The organism is Ruegeria sp. CL7, assembly GCF_056536445.1.
The window spans coordinates 91,422-113,273 of record NZ_JBQFPQ010000007.1; the positions used below are offsets into that span (position 1 = coordinate 91,422).

21 protein-coding genes are annotated in these 21,852 nt (G+C 58.9%); 5 read left to right on the plus strand and 16 right to left on the minus strand.

Going from position 1 to position 21,852, the window contains the following annotated elements; genetic code table 11:
* Positions 1 to 81: 81 nt before the first annotated feature.
* Both pncB and ACR0LI_RS16225 read left to right on the plus strand, forming a co-directional pair.
* On the plus strand, positions 82 to 1,374 hold the full coding sequence (gene pncB, locus ACR0LI_RS16220; protein WP_480621473.1) for a nicotinate phosphoribosyltransferase: 1,293 nt from the start codon (positions 82 to 84) through the stop codon (positions 1,372 to 1,374).
* A 234-nt stretch (positions 1,375 to 1,608) separates the two neighbouring features.
* Positions 1,609 to 2,622 carry a hypothetical protein gene (locus tag ACR0LI_RS16225; protein WP_480718848.1) on the plus strand — a complete coding sequence of 338 codons (1,014 nt, stop codon included), beginning with the start codon at positions 1,609 to 1,611 and terminating at the stop codon, positions 2,620 to 2,622.
* 16 nt (positions 2,623 to 2,638) lie between these two features.
* On the opposite strand, the gene ACR0LI_RS16230 is transcribed toward ACR0LI_RS16225, so the two are convergent.
* The 6 genes from ACR0LI_RS16230 to ACR0LI_RS16255 all read right to left on the minus strand — a co-directional run bounded on the left by ACR0LI_RS16230 (position 2,639) and on the right by ACR0LI_RS16255 (position 10,139).
* Entirely contained in the window at positions 2,639 to 4,090 is a 1,452-nt protein-coding gene (locus tag ACR0LI_RS16230; RefSeq protein ID WP_480492013.1) for an aldehyde dehydrogenase family protein, read from the minus strand.
* A 33-nt stretch (positions 4,091 to 4,123) separates the two neighbouring features.
* Positions 4,124 to 5,722: an ABC transporter ATP-binding protein gene (locus tag ACR0LI_RS16235; RefSeq protein ID WP_480718849.1), complete on the minus strand. Its 1,599-nt coding sequence runs from the start codon at positions 5,720 to 5,722 to the stop codon at positions 4,124 to 4,126.
* Positions 5,719 to 6,534 carry an ABC transporter permease gene (locus ACR0LI_RS16240; RefSeq protein ID WP_480492016.1) on the minus strand — a complete coding sequence of 272 codons (816 nt, stop codon included), beginning with the start codon at positions 6,532 to 6,534 and terminating at the stop codon, positions 5,719 to 5,721. The genes ACR0LI_RS16235 and ACR0LI_RS16240 overlap by 4 nt, the downstream gene beginning before the upstream one ends.
* Positions 6,531 to 7,478: an ABC transporter permease gene (locus ACR0LI_RS16245; RefSeq protein ID WP_171724716.1), complete on the minus strand. Its 948-nt coding sequence runs from the start codon at positions 7,476 to 7,478 to the stop codon at positions 6,531 to 6,533. Before ACR0LI_RS16245 ends, ACR0LI_RS16240 begins: the two co-directional genes overlap by 4 nt.
* A gap of 40 nt (positions 7,479 to 7,518) precedes the next feature.
* Positions 7,519 to 8,589: a ligand-gated ion channel gene (locus ACR0LI_RS16250; RefSeq protein WP_209835186.1), complete on the minus strand. Its 1,071-nt coding sequence runs from the start codon at positions 8,587 to 8,589 to the stop codon at positions 7,519 to 7,521.
* 62 nt (positions 8,590 to 8,651) lie between these two features.
* Positions 8,652 to 10,139 (minus strand): ABC transporter substrate-binding protein, encoded by a 1,488-nt coding sequence (locus ACR0LI_RS16255; protein WP_480621468.1) that lies wholly within the window; start codon positions 10,137 to 10,139, stop codon positions 8,652 to 8,654.
* A 169-nt stretch (positions 10,140 to 10,308) separates the two neighbouring features.
* Between ACR0LI_RS16255 and panB the strand changes: the two genes are divergently transcribed.
* From panB to glpK, 3 genes are all read left to right on the plus strand, one after another.
* The gene (gene panB / locus ACR0LI_RS16260; protein WP_480718850.1) at positions 10,309 to 11,148 is read left to right on the plus strand and encodes a 3-methyl-2-oxobutanoate hydroxymethyltransferase; all 840 of its coding nucleotides are present in this window, start codon (positions 10,309 to 10,311) and stop codon (positions 11,146 to 11,148) included.
* Complete coding sequence (gene panC, locus ACR0LI_RS16265) at positions 11,145 to 11,996, plus strand: pantoate--beta-alanine ligase (RefSeq protein WP_480492020.1); 852 nt, start codon at positions 11,145 to 11,147, stop codon at positions 11,994 to 11,996. Before panB ends, panC begins: the two co-directional genes overlap by 4 nt.
* A 69-nt stretch (positions 11,997 to 12,065) precedes the next feature.
* Positions 12,066 to 13,544: a glycerol kinase GlpK gene (gene glpK / locus ACR0LI_RS16270; protein WP_480492022.1), complete on the plus strand. Its 1,479-nt coding sequence runs from the start codon at positions 12,066 to 12,068 to the stop codon at positions 13,542 to 13,544.
* Here the strand turns inward: glpK and smpB are convergent.
* The 10 genes from smpB to ACR0LI_RS16320 all read right to left on the minus strand — a co-directional run bounded on the left by smpB (position 13,541) and on the right by ACR0LI_RS16320 (position 21,759).
* On the minus strand, positions 13,541 to 14,017 hold the full coding sequence (smpB, locus tag ACR0LI_RS16275; protein WP_480492024.1) for an SsrA-binding protein SmpB: 477 nt from the start codon (positions 14,015 to 14,017) through the stop codon (positions 13,541 to 13,543). The genes glpK and smpB overlap by 4 nt on opposite strands.
* Before the next feature lie 58 nt (positions 14,018 to 14,075).
* A complete protein-coding gene (gene idi, locus ACR0LI_RS16280) occupies positions 14,076 to 14,618 on the minus strand; it encodes an isopentenyl-diphosphate Delta-isomerase (protein WP_171724719.1) in 543 nt (180 codons plus the stop codon).
* A 201-nt stretch (positions 14,619 to 14,819) separates the two neighbouring features.
* The gene (locus ACR0LI_RS16285; protein WP_209835180.1) at positions 14,820 to 15,233 is read right to left on the minus strand and encodes a c-type cytochrome; all 414 of its coding nucleotides are present in this window, start codon (positions 15,231 to 15,233) and stop codon (positions 14,820 to 14,822) included.
* A gap of 113 nt (positions 15,234 to 15,346) precedes the next feature.
* Positions 15,347 to 16,363, minus strand: a complete 1,017-nt coding sequence (locus ACR0LI_RS16290; protein ID WP_171724720.1) for a P1 family peptidase — start codon at positions 16,361 to 16,363, stop codon at positions 15,347 to 15,349.
* An 82-nt stretch (positions 16,364 to 16,445) separates the two neighbouring features.
* Positions 16,446 to 17,192 (minus strand): SDR family oxidoreductase, encoded by a 747-nt coding sequence (locus ACR0LI_RS16295; RefSeq protein ID WP_171637403.1) that lies wholly within the window; start codon positions 17,190 to 17,192, stop codon positions 16,446 to 16,448.
* Positions 17,193 to 17,252: 60 nt separating this feature from the next.
* Positions 17,253 to 17,672 carry an alternative ribosome rescue aminoacyl-tRNA hydrolase ArfB gene (arfB, locus tag ACR0LI_RS16300; RefSeq protein ID WP_171229972.1) on the minus strand — a complete coding sequence of 140 codons (420 nt, stop codon included), beginning with the start codon at positions 17,670 to 17,672 and terminating at the stop codon, positions 17,253 to 17,255.
* Positions 17,673 to 17,935: 263 nt separating this feature from the next.
* Entirely contained in the window at positions 17,936 to 18,583 is a 648-nt protein-coding gene (locus ACR0LI_RS16305; RefSeq protein WP_171637404.1) for a queuosine precursor transporter, read from the minus strand.
* Between the two features lie 91 nt (positions 18,584 to 18,674).
* The gene (locus ACR0LI_RS16310) at positions 18,675 to 19,559 is read right to left on the minus strand and encodes an esterase-like activity of phytase family protein (protein ID WP_171637405.1); all 885 of its coding nucleotides are present in this window, start codon (positions 19,557 to 19,559) and stop codon (positions 18,675 to 18,677) included.
* A complete protein-coding gene (gene mepA, locus ACR0LI_RS16315; RefSeq protein WP_480718851.1) occupies positions 19,532 to 20,395 on the minus strand; it encodes a penicillin-insensitive murein endopeptidase in 864 nt (287 codons plus the stop codon). Before mepA ends, ACR0LI_RS16310 begins: the two co-directional genes overlap by 28 nt.
* Positions 20,392 to 21,759, minus strand: a complete 1,368-nt coding sequence (locus ACR0LI_RS16320; protein WP_480492034.1) for an MFS transporter — start codon at positions 21,757 to 21,759, stop codon at positions 20,392 to 20,394. Before ACR0LI_RS16320 ends, mepA begins: the two co-directional genes overlap by 4 nt.
* Positions 21,760 to 21,852 lie beyond the last annotated feature (93 nt).

Below are 21,852 nucleotides of genomic sequence, written 5' to 3' on the forward strand. Positions count from 1 at the left end.
AACTGGCATTGTCACCAAATCAGTGACTCTTGCCATTTCCAGAGTCGATTGATCTAACTACGGAAATCGCAGGAGTTCCCCATGGTCGACATCGCGACCCGCGTCTACAATCACAAATGGAAGATTGACCCGATTGTACGGTCTTTGATCGATACTGATTTCTACAAACTGCTGATGTGCCAGTCAGTGTTTCGAAACAAGCCCCAAACAGATGTCGTTTTTTCGTTGATCAACCGGTCGAATCACGTTCCTCTGGCGCGTTTGATCGATGAAGGCGAGCTGCGGGAACAGCTGGATCACATCCGCTCTCTCAGCCTCAGCCGTGGGGAAAGCACCTGGCTGCGCGGCAACATGTTCTACGGAAAACGGCAGATGTTCCGCTCGGACTTCATGGAGTGGTTCGAGAATTTGCGCCTGCCGCCCTATCATCTTGAACGCAAAGGCGACCAATATGAACTGACCTTTGAAGGCAAGTGGCACGAGGTCATGCTGTGGGAAATTCCCGCGCTGGCGGTGTTGATGGAGCTGCGCTCGCGCGCGGTGCTGAACGATATGCGCCGGTTCGAATTGCAGGTGCTTTACGCCCGCGCGATGACCCGGGTTTGGGAAAAGATCGAAAAGTTGAGCTCGATATACGGGCTTGGGATCGCGGATTTCGGCACCAGACGGCGGCATTCCTTCCTGTGGCAGGATTGGTGCGTGCAGGCGATGATCGAAGGGCTGGGCGCATCCTTTACCGGCACTTCGAACTGCCTGATCGCCATGCGACGCGAGGTCGAGGCCATCGGCACCAATGCGCATGAACTGCCCATGGTCTATTCCGCGCTGGCCGATACGGATGAAGCGTTGGCGCAGGCGCCTTATGACGTGCTCAGCGACTGGCATGACGAACATGACGGCAACCTGCGCATCATCCTTCCCGACACCTATGGCACCAAGGGGTTTCTGGACAATGCTCCTGACTGGCTGGCGGGATGGACCGGCATTCGCATCGACAGCGGAGACCCGGCAGCGGCGGCCGAGGTCGCAATTGACTGGTGGAATGCACGCGGCGAAGACCCGACAGGGAAACGGATCATTTTCTCTGACGGTCTGGATGTCGAGAAAATTCAGGAATTGCACGCCCAGTTCGCGGGCCGCGCCAATATTTCCTTCGGCTGGGGAACTTTGCTGACCAACGATTTTCGTGGGCTTGTTCCCAATGACGCGCTGGCGCCGTTCTCATTGGTCTGCAAAGCGGTATCCGCCAACGGCCGCCCGACGGTGAAACTGTCGGACAACCCGGAAAAGGCGATGGGTCCGAAAGACCAGATCGAACGCTACAAGCGGGTGTTTGGGGTCGGAGAGCAAAAGGCGATCGAGGTGATCGTCTGAACCACGGCGGCGCATTCATCATTTATCGGCAACTCACCTGATGCTATTTTGGAAGGCATTCCCATTGAGCATTAAGGTTGAGATACAATGATTTTTGAACCAAGGAACTTCAACGAAACCGGCGGATCCCGGGATGAGCTTTCACTTTTTTCCTACGCCGCATACCTGATATCCCGCGCGCAGTTTCTGCAAGCCGAAAGCAATGACAGCGATCTTTTCCTGTTGGACGGCGATTTGGAGGAAACTGACGATGCCGTTCTGTCCAAACAGCTTGTCATGCTCGGATTCCGGCCAATTGACGACCGCCAAATATCCGCCCACGAATACATGCGTTTCTTTGATGGCCCCGGCGACCTGAGGCCCTTCGACCTGTTTTCTTTGCCGGAGCCTGAGGGGTATTACCAACGTTTGTTCGAGGCGATCATAGCAGCAGAAGAACAGCCGAACGTCGAATATATCGACGCTGCTTTGAAGCTTGGACTTGCGGCCCCTGATTCAATTGTTGCTCTTGCCGCACTGAGTTCGTGCCTCAAACTGTATTCGCCAGAATCCTTTCCGCCACGTCTTTGGCTTGGTGTGTTTTCGGCACGTTGGACGCAATTGGATCCGCTCTCGCAAGATTTGCTTACTGTGTTGTCGTCCGCTCTGATTTCAGACCCGCCCGCTTCACAGGTTCCACCGGTGCCCGCACAACAATTAACCGGTGTCCCGGGGTTGCTTCTTGTTCATGGCACTCACTTCGAAGTCAATCCTGACCCCACATGGTACTATCCCCATGTCGGAGATTTGCACAATTACATCAAGCCGCATCGCAACGACATCTATTCAGGGCAGAACTACTATGAATGGGAGGGCCGGTGGTCCGACCGCGGCCGACATATTGCTGCCAAACACTTGAAAAACTGGATAGACCTTGAGACTTATCACGGCTGCGATGTGGTTGCCCACAGCCACGGCTGCAATGTCGTCATGAAAGCCGCCGAGATGGGGGCACATTTCAACAAGGTCGTTTTCTTGAGCTGCCCGGTACACTGGCACAAGTACAACCTAATTTCTAGCCGGATCAATGTGCCGTATTCAGTTCGGGTCTGGTTTGACTTCGTGATCCTGGCAGACGGCGGCAGACAAAAGTTCCCCGCCAGTGCCAACGTTTCCGACGAGGTGGTCGGAGGTTGGTTCAGTGGGCATTCTGCCACGCGGACATCACAGATTTGGGGCAATCATACATTGGAAGCAAAGCTGATCTGAATTGCCTGGGTAAAAGCTATCCGTGAAACGCGGCAACTGTCTTTAACTGTGAAAAGCCGTACAAAGCTTCGAACCCTTTTTCGCGGCCATGGCCGGATTTTCCCACACCGCCAAACGGCAGTTCAACACCACCGCCTGCACCGTAGTTGTTGATGAAAACCTGACCGGAGTGCAGCGCTTTCGCCAACCGCATCTGCCGCGCGCCATCCCGCGTCCAGACGCTGGCGACCAGGCCGTAATCCGTACTATTCGCTATATGCAGAGCCTGTTCTTCGGTGTCGAACGGGATCAGAACCTGAACCGGGCCGAAAATTTCGTCCTGTGCCAACTGATGATCTGGCGGCACGTCCGCGAACAAAGTGGGCCGGACATAGGCTCCGGCCTCTGGCGCGTCTTCGACAATCTGTCCCTGCGCAGCGATCGTCAGGTCCGTGGCGGTTTTCAGAAAGCCCCTGACAATCTGTCTCTGCCGGTCCGAGATCAACGGCCCAACCCGCAGATCCTGCATCGCCGGGCCGACGGTCAGTTCTTCATAGGCCTGGGACATGCGCGATCTGACCTGCTCATAAACGCCCCGCTGCACCAGGATCCGGGACGAGGCCGAACAGGTCTGGCCCGCATTTTGGATCCCCGCATTCACCAGAAACGGCAGCGCCGCATCCAGATCGGCATCGTCAAAAACCAATTGCGGGGATTTCCCGCCCAGTTCCAGCGTCACGGGCACCACGTTGCGTCCCGCCGCCTGCTGCACAAGGGCCCCTGTGGCAACAGAACCAGTGAACGAGATGTGGTTTACACCCGAATGTCCGGACAGCGCCGCACCCGCCTCGGCCCCCAGACCGGGCACGACATTCAAAGCACCGGCCGGCAGCCCGGCCTGTTGCGCAAGATGGGCAAAGGCCAACGCGGTCAAACAGGCCTCTTCCGCAGGTTTCAGAACACAGGCGTTGCCCATGGCCAACGCCGCCCCGACCGAACGCCCGATAATCTGCATCGGATAGTTCCAGGGCACGATATGGCCCGTCACCCCATGCGGTTCGCGCAGGGTATAGACGGTGTAGCCATCGAGATAGGGAATGGTCTCACCCATCACCTTGTCGGCCGCGCCGCCGTAGAACTCGCAATAGCGCGCCAGGGCGACCGCGTCTGCCCGGGCCTGCGTCAGCGGTTTGCCGACATCCTTCGCCTCAAGCCGCGCCAGATCGTCTACCCGTTCCAGCACCAGCTGGCCCAGCCGGGTCAGGATGCGGCCGCGTTCCAACGCCGTCTTTCGCCCCCAATCACCATTCAACGCAGACCGGGCGGCTTGTACCGCCGCGTCGATATCCGCCTCGGACCCTCGGGCGATCCGGCAGATCTCGGTCCCGTCCGAAGGGTTAATCAAGGGCAGGCTGTCGCCCGCGGCCGCCCGGATCCAGCGCCCGCCGATCAGGCACAAGGTGGGATCAAACCAAATCTTCTGGGTCATTTTGGGCCTCCAATCAGGCTCTAACAAGGAACTCTACGCCGTCAGCGGCCTTATCTCGGGCAACCGGGGCGCGGCGGCAATCAGGGTTTGCGTATAGGGATGTTGCGGGTTTTCGAACACCTGCTTGGTCTGACCCTGTTCGACGATCCGCCCGGACTGCATCACAAGCACACGGTCGGTGATCGTGCGGACAACGCTCAGGTCATGGCTGATGAACAGATAGGTCAGGTCATAGGCGTCGCACAGTTCAGCGAGCAGATCGAGGATCTGAGCACGGACCGAAACGTCAAGCGCCGAAACCGCCTCGTCGAACAGGATCAGATCGGGCCGGATGATCAGGGCGCGTGCAATGGCGATCCGTTGTCGTTGCCCGCCCGAGAATTCGTGGATGTATTTGCCCGCATCATCAGGGCCGAGGCCCACTGCCGTCAGAATTTCCGAAATCCGGTCCTGGCGTTCTGATCCGGTGGGCGGGGTGTCCAGCAGGTGGAAAGGCTCGGTGATCAGGCGCGCGACGCGGTGGCGGGGGTTGAAGCTGCCATATGGGTCCTGAAACACAACCTGCATCCTCCGACGCACGGCAAGGTTGGGCCTGTGGCCGGTGAAAACCGGCTGACCATCCAGCATAATCTGACCGGATTGGATATCCTCCAACCCTAAAATAGCACGTGTTAGGGTCGATTTTCCGCAACCTGACTCGCCCACCAGCCCCAACCGCTCCCCTCGGTTGAGGGTAAAGCTGACGCCATCCACCGCGCGGTGGTGGCGCGACGCGTCCAGCAGACCTTTGCGGGGAAGGCGGTAATCTCGGACGACCTGCGAAACCTCCAGAAGCGGGCGTTGCTGTGTAGGTTCAGGCAGGGTGACCTGATGACCCGAAGCTTCGAACAACATGCGGGTATAGGGGTGCTGCATATCTCGAAACAGGTTTCGGGTCGCGCCACTTTCGACGACCTCGCCGTGACGCATGACGACAATCTGATCGGCCATATCAGAGACAACGGCCAGATCATGGGTGATCATCAGCAGCCCCATGTCGTATTCGCGCACCAGCCCCTTGAGAAGGTCGAGAATCTGCGCCTGTGTCGTGACGTCCAGCGCTGTCGTCGGCTCGTCCGCGATCAGCAGCCTGGGGCGCAGAGCGATGGCCATGGCAATGACCACGCGTTGCCGTTGCCCGCCGGACAGTTCGTGCGGATAGCGGGAAAGGGGGAACCGATCAGGTGGCAGGCCAACGCGGGTCAGCACCTCTTTGGCACGGGTCCGGGCCTGAGCAGGAGGCATCGCCTTGTGGATCAGGATCGTCTCCATCACCTGATCGCCGACGGTTCTTACCGGATTGAGCGCTGTCATCGGTTCCTGAAATACCATCCCCACGGACGCGCCGCGCAAGGCGCACAAATCGGGCTCTGACCGTGTCAACAGATCTTGACCGTCCAGCCAGATCGCACCTTCCGTGCTGGCCCCATGCGGCAGCAGTTGCATCACCGCCAATGCGGTCATCGATTTGCCCGAGCCGCTTTCACCCGTCACCGCCACGATCTGGCCGGGGTCGATCGACAAGTTGACCTGTTTCAGGATTGGCATCCCGTGGATCGTCAGCGACAGGTTTTCAATCTGCAACAAACTCATGCCCGCGCCACCCTGATCCGGGGATCCAGCCAGTCCCGCATTCCGTCGCCCAACAGGTTCAGACCCAGCACCGTGACGATGATCGACAGACCCGGAATCAGAGCCAAATGCGGGGCAAAACTGACCATCGTCTGTGCGTCTGCCAGCATCCGACCCCAGCTGGGCGTCGGAGGTTGAGCGCCCAGACCGACATATGACAGGCCCGCTTCGGCCAGAATGCCAAGGCTGAACTGGATGGTCCCCTGCACGATCAGCAGATTGGCCACGTTGGGCAGAATATGCTCAGCTGATATCCGCGCGGCCCCTTTGCCCGACACACGGGCGGCGAGGATGAACTCTCTCTCCCAAAGCGACAAAGCAGCCCCGCGGGTGATACGGGCAAAGACGGGGATGTTGAAAATACCGATCGCAACAATGGCGTTGATCGCTCCGGCGCCATAGACGGCCGTGATCAGGATGGCGATCACCAGCGAAGGGAAAGCGAAGACCAGATCGTTGCCACGCATGATGACCTCATCCACCCATGAGCCTTTGCGCGCGGCCGCTGCCAGGCCAAGAGGAACGCCGATTGCCATGCCAATGCCGACGGCCACCAACGCCACCGCAATCGACGTACGCGCACCGACCATGATCATCGAGAACATGTCGCGGCCGAAATGATCGGTTCCAAACCAATGCTGCCCGTTTGGTGGCTGCAATTTATTGGGAATGTCCAGCGCGGCATGGTCGTAAGGGGTCCAGATGAACGAGACCAACGCGGCCAGAACCACCAGCGACGATAACAAGGCCCCAAGGATCAGGTTCCGGTTCATGTCCTGCTCCTCAGTCGTGGGTCCACGGCCGCATAAGCAAGATCGACAAGGAAATTGACCGTTATCACAGCAAAGACCAGCAGCATCACGACCGACTCCACGACGATGAGGTCTCGGGCAGAAATGGCCTGAAACACCAGCCGCCCGAGGCCCGGCAGATAGAACACCTGTTCGATGATGATCGACCCCGCCAGCAGAAAGGAAAACTGCAAGCCGATGATGGTCAGCACCGGAATCAGCGCATTTCGCACCCCATGCCGCCAAAGGGCCTGACGACGGGACAGGCCCTTGGCCCGAGCCGTGCGCATGAAATCCTCACCCAGAATGTCCAGCAAGGCCGACCGCATGACCCGCGCCAGAATCGCCGCCTGTGGCAAGGCAAGAGCCACGGCAGGCAGGGTCAGGGAATGCAGGCCGGCCCAGATCCCGCCGTTCCAACCGACAAACCCGCCTGCATTGAACCAGCGCAGATTGATGGCGAAGATCAGCACAAGCATCATCGCGAACCAGAAGTTCGGGACTGCGATGCCAAGCTGCGTCGCCCCCATCACTGCAAGGTCCCCCGGTTTGCCCCGACGCGCAGCGGCATAGATTCCGGCGGGAAAGGCGATCAATGTGGACAGCGTCAGCGCATAAAGCGCCAGGGGTAACGACACCCACAGCCGGTCAGCGATCATCTGCGACACTGGTGTGCGATAGGTGTATGACGTGCCGAAATCGCCCACCAGCATGCCGCCAACCCAGTGGAAATAGCGCTGTATCTTTGACCCATCCAGGCCCAGCTCGGCCCGCAGCGCCGCCAGCGTGTCCTCCTGCGCATTGACGCCCAGCATGAACGATGCCGGATCACCTGGGGCAACCTCGATCACGGCGAAGATGACCACCGAGGCGACGGCCAGGCTGACAAGCAAGGAAATCAGTCGTTTTAGGACGTAGCGGAGCATTGGCACCACGTTAGGGTCACATCAGGCACGGGTCCAGCGTCTAAGGCACCAGAAGGAAAGCGGAAACCGCATAGGCAACGATCGCGGCATAGCCCAGTGGATAGATCCACTTGATCGCATAATTGTCCAGGGTGCGCGCCGCCCCCTCCTTGCCGGACACTTTCAATCGTCGCAGCGCGACGTTGAACACGATCAGCGCCCCGGTCATCAGGAACATGCACTGAAGGACAAAATCCAGAAAAGTCAGATAACCCAGCTTGGGCAGATCTGCGGATATTGCCCAGTTGAACGCGACAAAGACCAGCAAGTTGCCGCCCGCAATCTCGATCCTCCGGCGGTATTCATCCAGAAAAAACAGCGCCCAGCCGACCGAGATCAAGACAAGCATCGGCAGGAAAACCCGAATGACGTAATAGGTCAGATGTCGATTGCCCTCAAAAACAAGCGCGACCTGATCGCTTTCTTTCCCGGATAGACCCAAGACCCTGGATGTTTCCAACCGTGCATTGTTCAGAATCCATTCTTCTTCGCCCAGCTGATCTCCGAGGCCCGAGAATTCGTTCAACGGATGGTAAGTGACGTATTCAGAGGGAAAGACCGAAACCACCTCGAAATGAAACTCCTGCGTGTCGAACGGGTATTTTCGGAAATCGAAATGAGGCGCCTGGAGTGTAAGAGACGATTTTTCGACATACAGCACTCGACCGTCGTAACGCAGGGATGCGGCGGATTCGTGGATCCACTTGTTGGACTGCTGATTGTGAATGACAAAAGCCGGCAGAACGGACCCGATACTTGCCGCATGATTGGCAAGGTCGGGTGGGTTGAAGACCCTGATATCCCTCCCCAGTTCCTCGGGATCAAATGCCAGCGCGGGATCGGTCCATTCCACCCGCAAGACAACAACAGCGCCATAGTTTTCGGCCTTTTGATCAACACCGGTGATCTGGTCGATGCGAATTCCGATCCCAACATTCAACGGATTCTCGGGCGTTCCGGGCAGGGCATCCATCCGACCCCCCAACACATTCTGCGCCGTGGCCGCGATCGAAGAACCGAACACCAGGAAGAAACCTAAAACCAAGACGGGAATGGCACGGAGCAAGAACATACGTGAGAACACCCTGACACAAAGGAAGGCCCGGGCCGCCCGGCGCGGCCCGGGCTGTAACATCACTCGGACCAGCTGATCTGAGTCAGATCGATTGCGGCGGTGGGCGCGTTCTCCCAAAGGCCCTGAACGCCGACTTTCGCAACGCCCAGTTTGGCCAACTGGAACAGGTAGCCATTGACATAGTCGCTTGCGATCAGGCGCTGCGCCTCACCCAGCAAACGGGTGCGTTCTTCGGGGTCGATGGTGGTGTTCAGAGTGTCCATCAGCGCCTGAAAATCCGTGCTGTCATACTGAAAGTAATAATCAGGCCGCGCATAAATGCCGATATCCATAGGCTCGGTATGGCTGACGATGGTCAGACCGAATTCCTTGCCCTTGAACACGGATTCCAGCCATTGGGCCCATTCCACATTGATGATCTCGGCGGTGATGCCGACCTCGGCCAGCTGCGCCGCTATGATTTCGCCCCCACGACGGGCATAAGACGGCGGCGGCAAATGCAATGTGGTCTCAAACCCATTTTCGAATCCGGCCTCTGCCAGCAACTCTCTGGCTTTTTCGGGGTCGTAAGCGGATTGCGCGGTCAGATCGACGTAGGCCGGATTGTGCGGCGCAAAGTGGGTTCCGATCGGCGTGCCATAGCCAAACATTGCGCCGTCGATGATCGCCTGCCGGTCAACGGCATGGGCCAATGCCTGACGAACAAGGATATCATCAAACGGAGGCTGCTTGTTGTTGGTGGACAGGATCGTCTCACCTTCGGTCGACCCCACCAGGACCTGAAAGCGCGGATCGGCCTCGAACTGGGGCAGGTTTTCCGGCGCCGGGAAGTTGTCAAACACGTCGACATCCTCGGCCATCATGGCGGCAAAAGCGGCGGTCGGGTCCGAGATGAACTTGAACGTCGCAGTCTCTAATGTGGGCTGTTCGCCCCAGTAATCGGAATTTCGGTTCAGCGTGATACTGTCGCCCTGCACCCAGTTTCCAAAGGTATAGGCACCGGTACCAACCGGGTTGGTCTTGATGTTGCCTATGCTTTCCGGCGCGACGATGACGGCATCCCCCCAGGCCAGGTTGAACAGGAAATTTCCGTTCGGCTCTGACAGGGTGACTTTCACCGTCAGCGGGTCGACGACCTCGACGGTTTCGATACCGGCAAACAGGGCCTTCTGCGCGTTGGCGCTGTCTTCCGCGGTTGCGCGGTCAAGGCTGAATTTGACATCCTCGGCGTCCATGGTGGTGCCATCATGGAAGGTCACCCCGTCATGCAGGTTAAAGGTATAGACCGTCCCGTCTTCGGAAATCTCCCAGCTTTCCGCCAATCCGGGCACGACCGAGCCGTCGCCCATGAAACGTGTCAGGCCTTCGAAGATATTGGTGTAAACCACCGAGTCGATGGCTTGCGCTGCGGCGCTTGTCGGGTCCAGATGCGGAGGCTCAAGCTGCATCGCAATGGTGATGTCCGACTTGGCCAAAGCCTGCGTGGCAAGCAGGCTGGCCCCCACGGCCAGGGTCGAAGCAAAGGTCCGGAACAGGAATTTTGTCATGTGAACTCTCCCTACTGAAACGGGTTGTGCCCTTGTTTTCAGGGCCATTTTACTGACAGTCTTCCTGTAAACCTCAGGTCAATCAAGGGAATGTTCGCGCAACCGGGGTTTCTTCGGCCCCTCCCGATCTGCTATGCCGCACTGCAACATAATACTGCAGGAGCGATCCATGAGCGCCACCGCCCGCAAGAAAGCCCCGAACGCCGAGGACATTCGCGCCCGAAAAGGCGGCGAACCTCTGGTCTCTTTGACCGCCTATACCACGCCAATGGCGCGCCTGATGGACGCCCATTGCGATTTCGTGCTGGTCGGTGACAGCGTCGGCATGGTGCTGCACGGGCTGGAATCCACGCTGGGGGTCACGATGGAGATGATGATGCTGCATGGTCAGGCCGTATCACGCGGCCTAAAAAGTGCGATGATGGTCATCGACATGCCTTTCGGAAGCTATGAGGAAGGCCCGGCACAAGCCTTTCGTAACGCCGCACGCCTGATGGCGCACACAAATGCAGGCGCGGTCAAACTGGAAGGCGGGGTGGAAATGGCTGAAACCATCCGCTTTCTGGTGAAACGAGGCATCCCGGTGATGGCTCATATCGGACTGACGCCGCAGTCGATCAACACGCTGGGCGGCTACAAGGTGCAGGGCCGTGACGATCAGGCTGAAGCCGTCATGGCAGACGCCCGCGCCGTAAACGAGGCTGGTGCGTTCTCGGTCGTTCTGGAGAAAGTGCCCCAAGGTCTGGCGAACCAGATCACCGAAGAGATTGCGATCCCGACCATCGGCATCGGTGCATCTGCGGGGTGTGACGGGCAGATTTTGGTCGTGGACGACATGGTTGGCTTTTTCACCGCCTTCAAACCCAAATTCGTCAAACGCTATGCCGAGCTAGGCCCGTTGGCGGAAGCAGCCATCGCAGAATACGCCGCCGAAGTGCGCGCGCGGACCTTCCCGGCGGACGAACATGTCTTTGCCGATCAGGCTCCGGCCAAAGGACAAAAGACATGACCGCACCGATTTTGCGCTCTCTGGCCGAGCTGCGTGCCAAAACCACCACATGGCACCGAAACGGTGAGGGGATCGGCGTGGTTCCGACCATGGGTGCGCTGCACGAGGGGCATTTGTCACTGGCGCAGGCTGCGAAACAGGGCTGCGACCGGGTGATCGTGACGATTTTTGTGAATCCCAAGCAGTTCAACAATCCCGAAGACTTGGCAAATTACCCCCGCACCGAACATGAAGACGCTCAAAAGCTGGCCCCGTATGGTGTGGATGCGATCTATGTACCGGACCCGCAGGAAATCTATCCGGAAGGTTTTTCGACGACGGTATCGGTTGCCGGTCTGACCGACGTGATGGAAGGCCCATTCCGCCCCGGACATTTCGAAGGCGTGGCCACGGTGGTCGCCAAGCTGTTCCTGCAAACACAGGCGGATCGAGCCTATTTTGGGGAAAAAGACTATCAACAGCTGCTGGTTGTCCGCCGGATGGCGCGCGATCTGAACATCGCGATCGAGGTGATCGGCTGCCCGACTGTCCGAGAACCTTCGGGCCTGGCGATGTCGTCGCGCAACCTTCTTCTTTCCCCCCAAGGGTTGAAGATCGCAGAGCAAATGAACGGCGTCATGCGTCAGGTGGCGGACGATCTGGCCAAGGGAGCAGACTTTGCCATGCTGGCGCAGGAGGCCAAGGAAACCCTGCTGAAGGTCGGGTTCACCGAAGTCGAGTATATCGACCTGCGCTGTGTCGAGACGCTGGAAAGCCTGTCCAGCGCAAGTCAACCCGCCCGCCTGTTCGTCACGGCCTGGGCCGACGGCGTCCGCCTGATCGACAATATTCCTGTCAATCCGGCCTGATTTCTGCACTGGCCCCTTCGCCATTGTTTGCGCTAAAGTCCGGCAAAACGATACCGGGAGAGAGCGGAAATGACCCATATTCTGGCAATCGATCAAGGCACCACATCCTCGCGCGCCATTCTGTTTGACGCGCAGATGCGGCCTGTTGGCACCGCCCAGCAGGAGTTTCCTCAGCACTTTCCGCAGGAAGGCTGGGTTGAACACGACCCCGAGGATATCTGGTCAAGCGTTCTGCACGTGTGCCGCGAGGTGATGGAGACCACCGGTGTTTCAGCGGATCAGATTGCCGGTATCGGCATCACCAACCAGCGCGAAACGACGGTTGTCTGGGACAAACAGACCGGCAAGGCCATCCACAATGCCATCGTCTGGCAGGACCGACGCACTGCCGATATCTGCGCGCGCTACAAACAGGCCGGGTGCGAGGATGACGTCACAGCTCAGACCGGTCTGTTGCTGGATCCTTATTTCTCGGGCACCAAGGTCAAATGGCTGCTGGATACCGTTTCGGGCGCCCGCGAGCGCGCAGAAGCCGGAGACCTGCTGTTCGGCACGATCGACAGTTTCCTGATCTGGCGGCTGACCGAAGGCCGTGTTCATGCAACCGATGCCACCAACGCCGCCCGTACCCTTTTGTTTGACATCCACAAAGGCACATGGAGCGCCGAGATTTGTGACCTGCTGGATGTGCCCCTGAACCTTTTGCCCGAAGTGAAGGATTGCGCCGCGGATTTCGGAACCACCACTTTGTTCGGCGGCGACATTCCCATTCTGGGCGTTGCAGGCGACCAGCAAGCCGCCACCATCGGGCAGGCCTGTTTCCAGCCCGGTATGATGAAATCAACCTATGGCACGGGTTGCTTTGCGCTGCTGAACACCGGCGCGCAGCCGGTTCAGTCGAATAACCGCCTGCTGACGACGATCGCGTATCAACTGGACGGCCGGCGAACTTATGCGCTGGAGGGTTCGATCTTTATCGCGGGGGCCGCAGTGCAATGGCTGCGCGACGCGTTGCAGATCATCGACGCGGCGCCACAAAGCGGCGAACTGGCGGCTCAGGCCGATCCGAACCAGCATGTGGTGCTTGTGCCCGCCTTCACCGGCCTCGGCGCGCCTTATTGGAAACCTGACTGTCGCGGGGCGCTGTTTGGGCTGACGCGCAATTCCGGCCGGGCCGAGATTGCCCGCGCCACGCTGGAAAGCATCGCCTTCCAGACCCGCGACCTGTGGCATGCCATGCAAGGCGACTGGGGCGCCGATGCCGATGTCATCCTGCGCGTCGATGGCGGGATGGCCGCGTCCGACTGGACCATGCAAGGCCTGTCGAACTGTCTCGGCGCGCCTGTGGACCGCCCCGTCATGCAAGAGACGACCGCCCTTGGTGCCGCATGGCTGGCAGGCATGAAAGCCGGAATTTATCCCGATCAGGCCGGGTTTGCGGAAACATGGGCGCTGGATCGCCGGTTCGAGCCAACGCAGGAACAATCCGAACGCGATGCGGCCTATGACCGTTGGCAACTTGCGGTACAGGCTGCGATGGCGTTCTAGCTGTGGTCTTTCAACAAACGCTGTTTCTGCCGTGACCAATCGCGTTTGGCTTGGGTTTCGCGCTTGTCATGGGTTTTCTTACCCTTGGCGATGCCGATCTTGATCTTGGCCAACCCCTTGTGGTTGAAATACAAAACCAGCGGCACCAGCGTCATGCCCTTGCGCTGGGTCGCATTCCACAAATCGGACATCTGTTTGCGGGACACCAGCAGCTTGCGACGGCGGCGTTCTTCGTGTTTGAACATTTTGGCCTGCTCGTACGGCGCGATATAGCTGTTGACCAGCCACAGCTCGCCGTCATCGACGGTGGCATAGCTTTCCGCGATGTTGGAGCCACCCGCGCGCAGGGATTTGACCTCGGATCCTTGCAGAACGATACCACATTCGATGTCGTCCTCGATCGCATAATCGAAGCGGGCGCGCCGGTTTTCGGCGATCACTTTGTAATTCGGGTCTGTCTTCTGCTTGGCCATGACGGGTTGATTTAGGCGGCTTGCGCCGCCCTTGCAAGGCACGGATTTCCAGCCGGGGTCATGATTTGGCAGAAATGATCAGATCCGGGCCAAAAATCGTGTCCGCGTGGCTGTGGAGATATATCTTCAACCAGGGTGTAAACCGGTCCGGGTGGCGTTTCACTTCGGCCAACAGATCGTGATAGTCGATCCAACGGATATCCATGACTTCATCCGGGTTGGGCGCGATTTTCAGCGGGCCGCGGACATGGGCCAGAAAGACGTCGACAACCTCGTTTTCCACCATGCTGTTGCCCACATCGGCGTGATATTCCAGCCGGTGTCGGTATTCGGGATACAGGCCTGTGATCCCAAGCTCCTCATGCAGGCGGCGCACGGCACAGGTGGACGAGCTTTCGTCCCAATCGGGATGCGTACAGCAGGTGTTCGCCCAAAGGCCGGGCGTGTGGTACTTGCCCAAAGCGCGACGCTGCAGCAGGATCTCGGTCCCCCGTACGACAAAAACCGACACAGCCTTATGCTTGAGCCCCTTTTCGTGAACTTCAAGCTTGTCTACAGGGGTCAACTCACCATCGACCCAAGCTGGGATCATGATACCCATCTGTCCTCTCCTGCTGCCAATCCGCCTGACGAGCCCTGATGTTGATTATAGCTGTTGCCGGACCGGCTTGGCTTTGCGGCGTTGCTTGGCAATCCGCCGTCTGACTTCAAAGTGCGGCTGTTCCACATTGTTATCAATCGCACCAAAGGCCGCAGGGGCTGCGGCCTTTGGTCCTTGTGCAGTGGTGCACAGTATCAGGTGTTATTCACCCGACACGCTTGCGATATAGGCATAGACGTCTTCACCGCCCTTTTTCAGCTTAAAGGTCATTTTCGATTTGGCGGATGTGTCATCCAGATAGGTTTTCAAAAATGCCTTGGGGTCCTGAGCATACTCGACAAAAGTGGTTTCGTCCCAGACCAGACCCTTCTCACCGGCGGCAACGATGCTGTCTCCGTATTTGAAACCCTCAACGGTACCGGCGGTGCGGCCCGCGATTCCATAGAGGTTGGGGCCGGTCTTGCCACCTTTGACGATCACTTCGCCTGCCGGGTCGGCGATCATGTGGCAGGACTTGCATTTGTTGAAGGTTTTCTTGCCCGCCTCAGCGTCGCCTTCAGCATAAGCAGGAAGGGCCAGAAGGCCCATGATTGCGGTAGCGAGGATACGATTCATAGCTTTTGCTCCGATAGAAATTGGCTGCACCGAATGGACCGTCGGCGCAAAAAAGAGTCAACGCGCAGATTGCCGCGCGCGCTTACTGTGCCACTGCGACAAATAGGATGTCCTTAACTTTTGTCATGTACATCGGACCAGCAAGGCAACAGATCGCCCACGGACGGAGTCGCCAGATACACGGCGCGCGCAATAGCTCGCGCGAGGCACAGCGAGGCCGCATGCCCGATGACACCTGGTTCGGTGTCGGTGGCGACACCCCGCGCGCCCGTGCTGACCCCGAATACCAGATCACCATCCCCCGGCGTGTGGGCGGGTACAATAGCACGGGCAATACCGTCATGGGCGGCAACGGCCAGTCTCTGACACTGCGGTTTGGTCAGGTCCGCATCTGTCGCAACGATGGCAATCGTGGTATTGGCCTTGTCCGGCCTCGCGGACTGCATCACCTGCGCTTTGCGACTGACCGTTGGTTGGCCCAGTCCGGCATTGGAATCAGGCCCTAATCCACCGAATTCGCCGTCCATTTCAAATGGGGCGGCCCAGAAATGCCTGTCACCCGGCGTGGTGACACTGCCCAGCGGATTGACTGCAACCAATGCGCCAACGGTAACACCGCTGTCCAGAACAACCGAGGCCGAACCCAACCCGCCTTTGTGCATCGCGGTCAAAGCCCCGGTTCCTGCACCTGCTGTTCCGAGTTCGAACCGGTCCGACGCGGACTCGAACGCCGCACGGCCCAATGCGCGATAGGGATTCTCGTGCCACGCCTTGTCGCCGCCATTCAGCAGATCGAACAGGATCGCCCCGGGCACGATCGGAACCACGGCGGAACCCACCTTAAACCCGCGGCCCAGGGCATGCAGCGCGTCCATGACGCCCGAACAGGCATCCAGCCCGAAGGCCGACCCGCCCGAAAGCACGATCGCATCCACCTGTTCAACGGTCTTGTCGGCGGCCAGCAAATCTGTCTCGCGCGTGCCGGGTGCGCCACCCATCACGTGCACCGAGGCTCGGAGTGGTTGCGCGCCGGTCAGGACGGTGACGCCTGATTTCAAAGGTGCGTTCTGTGCGTTGCCGACCTTCAGGCCGGGGACATCCGTGATCAGGTTTCTGGGTCCGGGGATCATGCAAACCTCGGTGGTCGAGCTGGAAAGCGCGCTGGCGCGCGCTGCCTCCGGCGGGGATATTTTTGGCCAGATGAAGAGCGGATCAGATGCATCGGCCTCCGTCCACCTCGAGCGCGGCGCCGGTGATCATGCTGGCCTCGTCCGAACACAGGAAACAGGCGGCATTGGCCATATCTTCGGGGGTTGAAAAGCGGCCCAACGGGATGGTCGACAGGAATTTGGCACGGATTTCGGGCGTATCCTCGCCCATGAAGGATTTCAATAGCGGCGTTTCCCCGGCAACCGGGCAGATCGCATTCACCCGCACGCCGGACGGGGCGAGCTCGACCGCCATCGTTTTAGTTGCGGTGATCATCCAGCCCTTGGAGGCGTTGTACCAGTTCAGGTTTGGGCGCGGCGACAGGCCTGCGGTTGAAGCAACGTTCAGTACTGAACCCGCCCCGCGCGCCTTCATAGGTGGAACCAATGCACGCGCGGTCAGATAGACGGATTTCATGTTCACGTTGAAAACACGGTCGAAATCCGCTTCGCTGACCTCCTCCAGCGGCGTCGGCAGGTGGGTCACACCGGCATTGTTCACAAGGATGTCCAGATGGCCGAAGGTTGAGAAAGCCGCATCCGCCATCTTTTGAACCGAGGCGCCCTTGCCTACATCGACCTGCTGAGCAATCGCCTCGGACCCAAGCTGGGTTGCGAATTCATGCGCGGCATCGCCATTGATGTCAGCAATCATGACACGCGCACCTTCGGCGAGGAACTTCCTTACGATCCCCGCACCAAACCCGGATGCACCGCCAGTGACGATTGCGGTTTTCCCCTCCAGCCTCATGGCGTTACTCTCCTGCACCTTTTGCAGGCCAGACTATCAATGCCCGGACGAGATGCCAGATCAATCTTCGGACACCTTGCCGCGCAGCGCCTTGACGTCGCCCCGCGCCTTTTTCGCCGCAAGCCTGCGTTTGACCGAACCATAGGTGGGTTTCGTCGCGATGCGCCGCTTAGGTTTGACCAGCGCCTTGCCGATCAGCTCGGCCAGCCTTGTTCTCGCAATTTCCCTGTTGCGGGCTTGGGAACGTGTTTCTTCGCATTGAATGATAATCGCACCATCCTTGGTCCAGCGGCGCCCGGCCAGTCGTTTCAGCCGCGCCTTGACCGGATCGGGCAGCGAGGGTGAGCGCGCGGCTTCGAAGCGCAGTTCAACGGCGGTCGAGACCTTGTTCACGTTCTGCCCGCCAGGCCCGGAGGAACGCATGAAGCTCTCGGTCATTTCCCAGTCTTGCAGTGTGATATCGTCAGAGATGCGCAACATGGGCAAGACCATAGCTGGAGCGGGTAAAAACAGAAAGGGCCGCCCCGATGGGACGGCCCTTCGAAAGTTCAGGAGGTCGGGTCGGTTAGATCAATCGACCAGCCGGAGCGTACGCTCGGCCAAGGGCTGCCCTAGCAGGCGGTCCTCCCGGTTGTTCCGACACCTCTCTCCAATCTCTTTCTCGACACTGGATCACCTCCTTTTCTATCTGTTGCGGTTGAAAAGAAGCGTGACACAAGATGCGCCATTCTCAAAGCACTTTTTTACGCAGGCCGTGCAGCGGTCAGTCGCGCAACGATCACCTTGAACGGAATCAGCGCGATCAGAGCCAGCGACAGTTTCACCAACCAGTCGGCAAAGGCCAGCGTCACCCACAGCGGCGCCTCGGGGCCTGACAGCATGAAGGGCACGGGCTCCCACGCCCAATTGATGGCCGCATCTGCATCGGCACCAAAGAAGGTGACCGAGGCCGAGAAGGCGATAGTAAAGAAGATCGCGGTATCCAGCGCCGAACCTACCAAGGTCGAGACCAGCGGCGCACGCCACCATTGACCGCCGCGCATGGCGTTGAACACGGTGACGTCGGTCAACTGCGCGATCAGGAACGCGGTGCCCGAAGCGACGGCGATGCGCAGCGGCACGGCGGCATAGGTAAACCCGTCGCCCTGAAGCATGATCTGGCTGCCGATCAGCGAGCAGATCACCCCGGTGACGAAGCCCGCGAAAACAACCTTGCGGGCCGGGCCCACACCGTAGACGCGGTTCATAATATCAGTGACCAGAAAGGCCAGCGGATAGGTGAAGGCACCCCAGGTCAACAGGCCGTCAAAGATCAGGAACTGGACCAGGATGTTCGAGGCCACGACGATGGCGGCCATGGCAAGAATGCCGGGAATATAGTTGCGTTGCATTTTGTGATGCCCGTTTTGACAAGGTAGCGGCGACTTGGCCAAGGGACCGTCCCAAGGCAGGCTGTGCGTTTAGACCTTCATCTGCCGTGTGTCAATCGGGCAGCAGATACTCGACCAACTCGGTCCGTTGCAGTGCCAGAAAGTTGTCATCCGAGATCATCGTGGCCCGCAAACGTCCCTGATCATCCCGCCAGATCGACAAGCCTTCGAGGTTGTCATGCGCGCCGGTTCCGGTTTCGAACAGGGTTTCCTCGGCGTTTGGCACGTCGCCTGTCAGATCCCATCGCCGCAGGCGCGAGCGAAATCCGATTGCCGTGAGGTTTCGCTCCAACACGTAGAACCGCCCATCAGGACCGAAATCAGCGGCAACCGGTTTGAACCAACCACGCTGGGGCAGAACAAATGGGGTCGACCAGGTTTGGCCATTCCAGCGATAGACGGGAATATTTCCGTCCGAGGTGCGGTTCGTTTCCGGCAGCGTATACAGCCGCCCGCGCCTGTCGATGGCCAGACCTTCAAAGGACCCGTTGTCGGCGAGATGCTGAAATGCCTGCGGGCGTGGCAATACACGCGCCTTCGTGCCAGGTGCGGGGTAATGGGCGACGCGGTGCACCCCTTCGAATGAGATATAGAATCCACCGTCAGGAGCCGCCGCAATCCCCTCGGAATCGCCAACGCCGCCGGACATGAGATGCCCATTGCTGGACAGAACCGGCCATTGCCCCAGAATGCGAATGCCGGTGATCTCGCCATCAAGACGTTCAATGCGCGCAATCACCAACCGTGCCCGGTCGCTCAGCGCCATCATTTGCTGCCCATTGTCCGAAATGTGCAGCGCCGAGAATCCACCGAACCAATCCGCCTTGTCACGCCATGCAAAACTGCTTTGATGTGTGGCGGTTTTTACATCCACTCCAGGGGCCGCCGTGGCCAGAAACAGTGCCGCACCTACTTGGATTGCAAGACTGAGGCGCATTGCTTCGGCAAATCGGCCAGCACATATTCCCGGCGTTTCTTGGGCACCGGCGCGTTCGGGTCGGGCGGCGGCGGGTTCAGAATGTTACGCACCCATTGTTGCGCCTCGGCACAGCCATCGCCTTTGGGTGGTGCATCCTGGTTGACGCATCCCTTTGATCCTCTTGGGCATTTCAGGCGCACATGGAAGTGGTAGTGATGCCCCCACCAGGGCCTGATCTTGCGCAGGTAGGCCCGGTTGCCTTTTTCATCGTTGCACATCTGAACCTTAGCCCCGGGGAACACGAAGATACGTGCCACGCGCTTGTCCTTGGCGGCTTCGCGCAGTACCGCGTGGTGCTGTTTGGTCCAGTTGCTGTTGACGTAGGCGCCGTTCGAGCGGCGCAGCGATATGGACGAAATATTCTCGCGCGCCTTGCGCGACAGGCGCATGTTGTCACCCGGAAGCATCCAGATATCGATATCCAGCCCCAGCTGGTGCGAGCGATGGCCCGAAGTCATTGGCCCGCCCCGCGGCTGGCTGATATCCCCGATATAGAGACCGTTCCAACCCGGCTGTTTGGCTGCAAACCGGCTGAGGTCCTGCACGTAATCGATCGCTTCGGGATGCCCCCAGTTGCGATTGCGCGACAGTCGCATGGCCTGCCACGTGGGCCCGGTCTCGGGCAATTGAACCGATCCGGCCGCACATCCGCGCGAATAACTGCCGAAAGCAGCCGATTTTTGTTGCGAGCTTACCTTCTGTGCCCCGAACAACTGCTTTGCCAAGGGCTGCGCCGATGCCGTATTCGCCAGCGCGGTTATTACCAGTAGTGCCAAAAAACGTAGTAAAATCATCTGCTCTGATCCCCTTCAGGTCTGACCCAGCGCATCAGGAATAGACCCAGAATAAACAACAGAATGATTGGTGACACCCCCAGACGCGCACTGCCGGTTGCGGTTGTTGCAATCCCGATCAACAACGGGGCCGCAAAAGCGGTCGCGCGCCCCGACAGACCATAAAGACCAAAGCTTTCGACCGGGGTTTCGGGGTCGGTGTGGCGCACCATCATCGAACGGCTGGCCGATTGCAGAATGCCTCCCATGCCACCGATCAGCACACCACAGCCAAAGAAGACCATGTCTGGCAGGTTGGATCCGTCAGGCAGGCCGATGCCGTAGATCTGCGTCCGGTTCATCGACACCACTGTGACGCAGACGAAAATCAATACCCAGATCGCTACCAATATCACTGGTTTCGGGCCGTATTTCTTGTCTGCCTTCCCCCCGATCCACGCAAAAACGGCCGAAGCGAGAACGCTGACGATCCCGAATACTCCGATCTTGATCAGATCCCATTCCAACACCAGCCGCGCGTAGACACCACCAAAACTGTACAGCCCGTTCAGAGCGTCGCGATAGAACATGGACGAACCGAGATAACTGGCCAGACTGACGCGATAGCGCAAGTTAGACACTGATTTCGACAACAGGCGCAGCGCCTCACCCACGCTTCCCTTCCTGTCCGTCGCCGCATCGTCGCGGACCCACAGGAAGTATGGCACCATGAACAGAATGAACCAGATTGCCGTAAATGGGCCGACAAAACGCGTGCCTTCCCGGGTGGCGGCATCCAGACCAAAGGCGGGCGTCATCCCGATCAGGGTTTTGCCGTTTGGCTGTTCCACAAACAGCGCCAGCATGATCGCCAGCGAAATCAGCCCTCCAAAATAGCCAAAGGCAAAGCCCGAGCCCGAGATCTCGCCCACTTCGCTGTCATCGCCCAGATCGGGTAGCTGCGAGTTGATGAAGATCAGCGCATATTCCGCACCTACAAAGCCGAAACCAAAAGCCGACAGCATCAGCCACATGTTGGAGCCATCGGGCATCGTATACCAAAGCGCCGCGGACCCGACCGCATACATGACCGAAAAGGCAAATATCCACGGGATGCGCCGCCCCGAGACATCCGCCATCGCCCCCAGAAGCGGCGCACCAAAAGCGATGATCAGCCCGGTGATCGTCAGACAGTTCGCCCAAACAGTCTGCGCGCGCGCCGCAGCCGCCTGCGCATCCAGCCCTTCAGTGGTGAAATACCCGGCGGCGACGCCCGCGAAGTAAGGGCCAAAGACAAAGGTGACCAGAAGGGTGTGAAAGGGCTGGCTGGCCCAGTCAAAGAACCACCAGCCCCAGATGCGCCTGCGCTTGGAAATCTCTGCCATCTCTGCCCCTGTTTATCGTTGCGATTATATGACTGGGCTTTCATTCAAATCGCAAGCGTTGAGTGCCAGACACTTGCTCTTTGTCGCCATGGT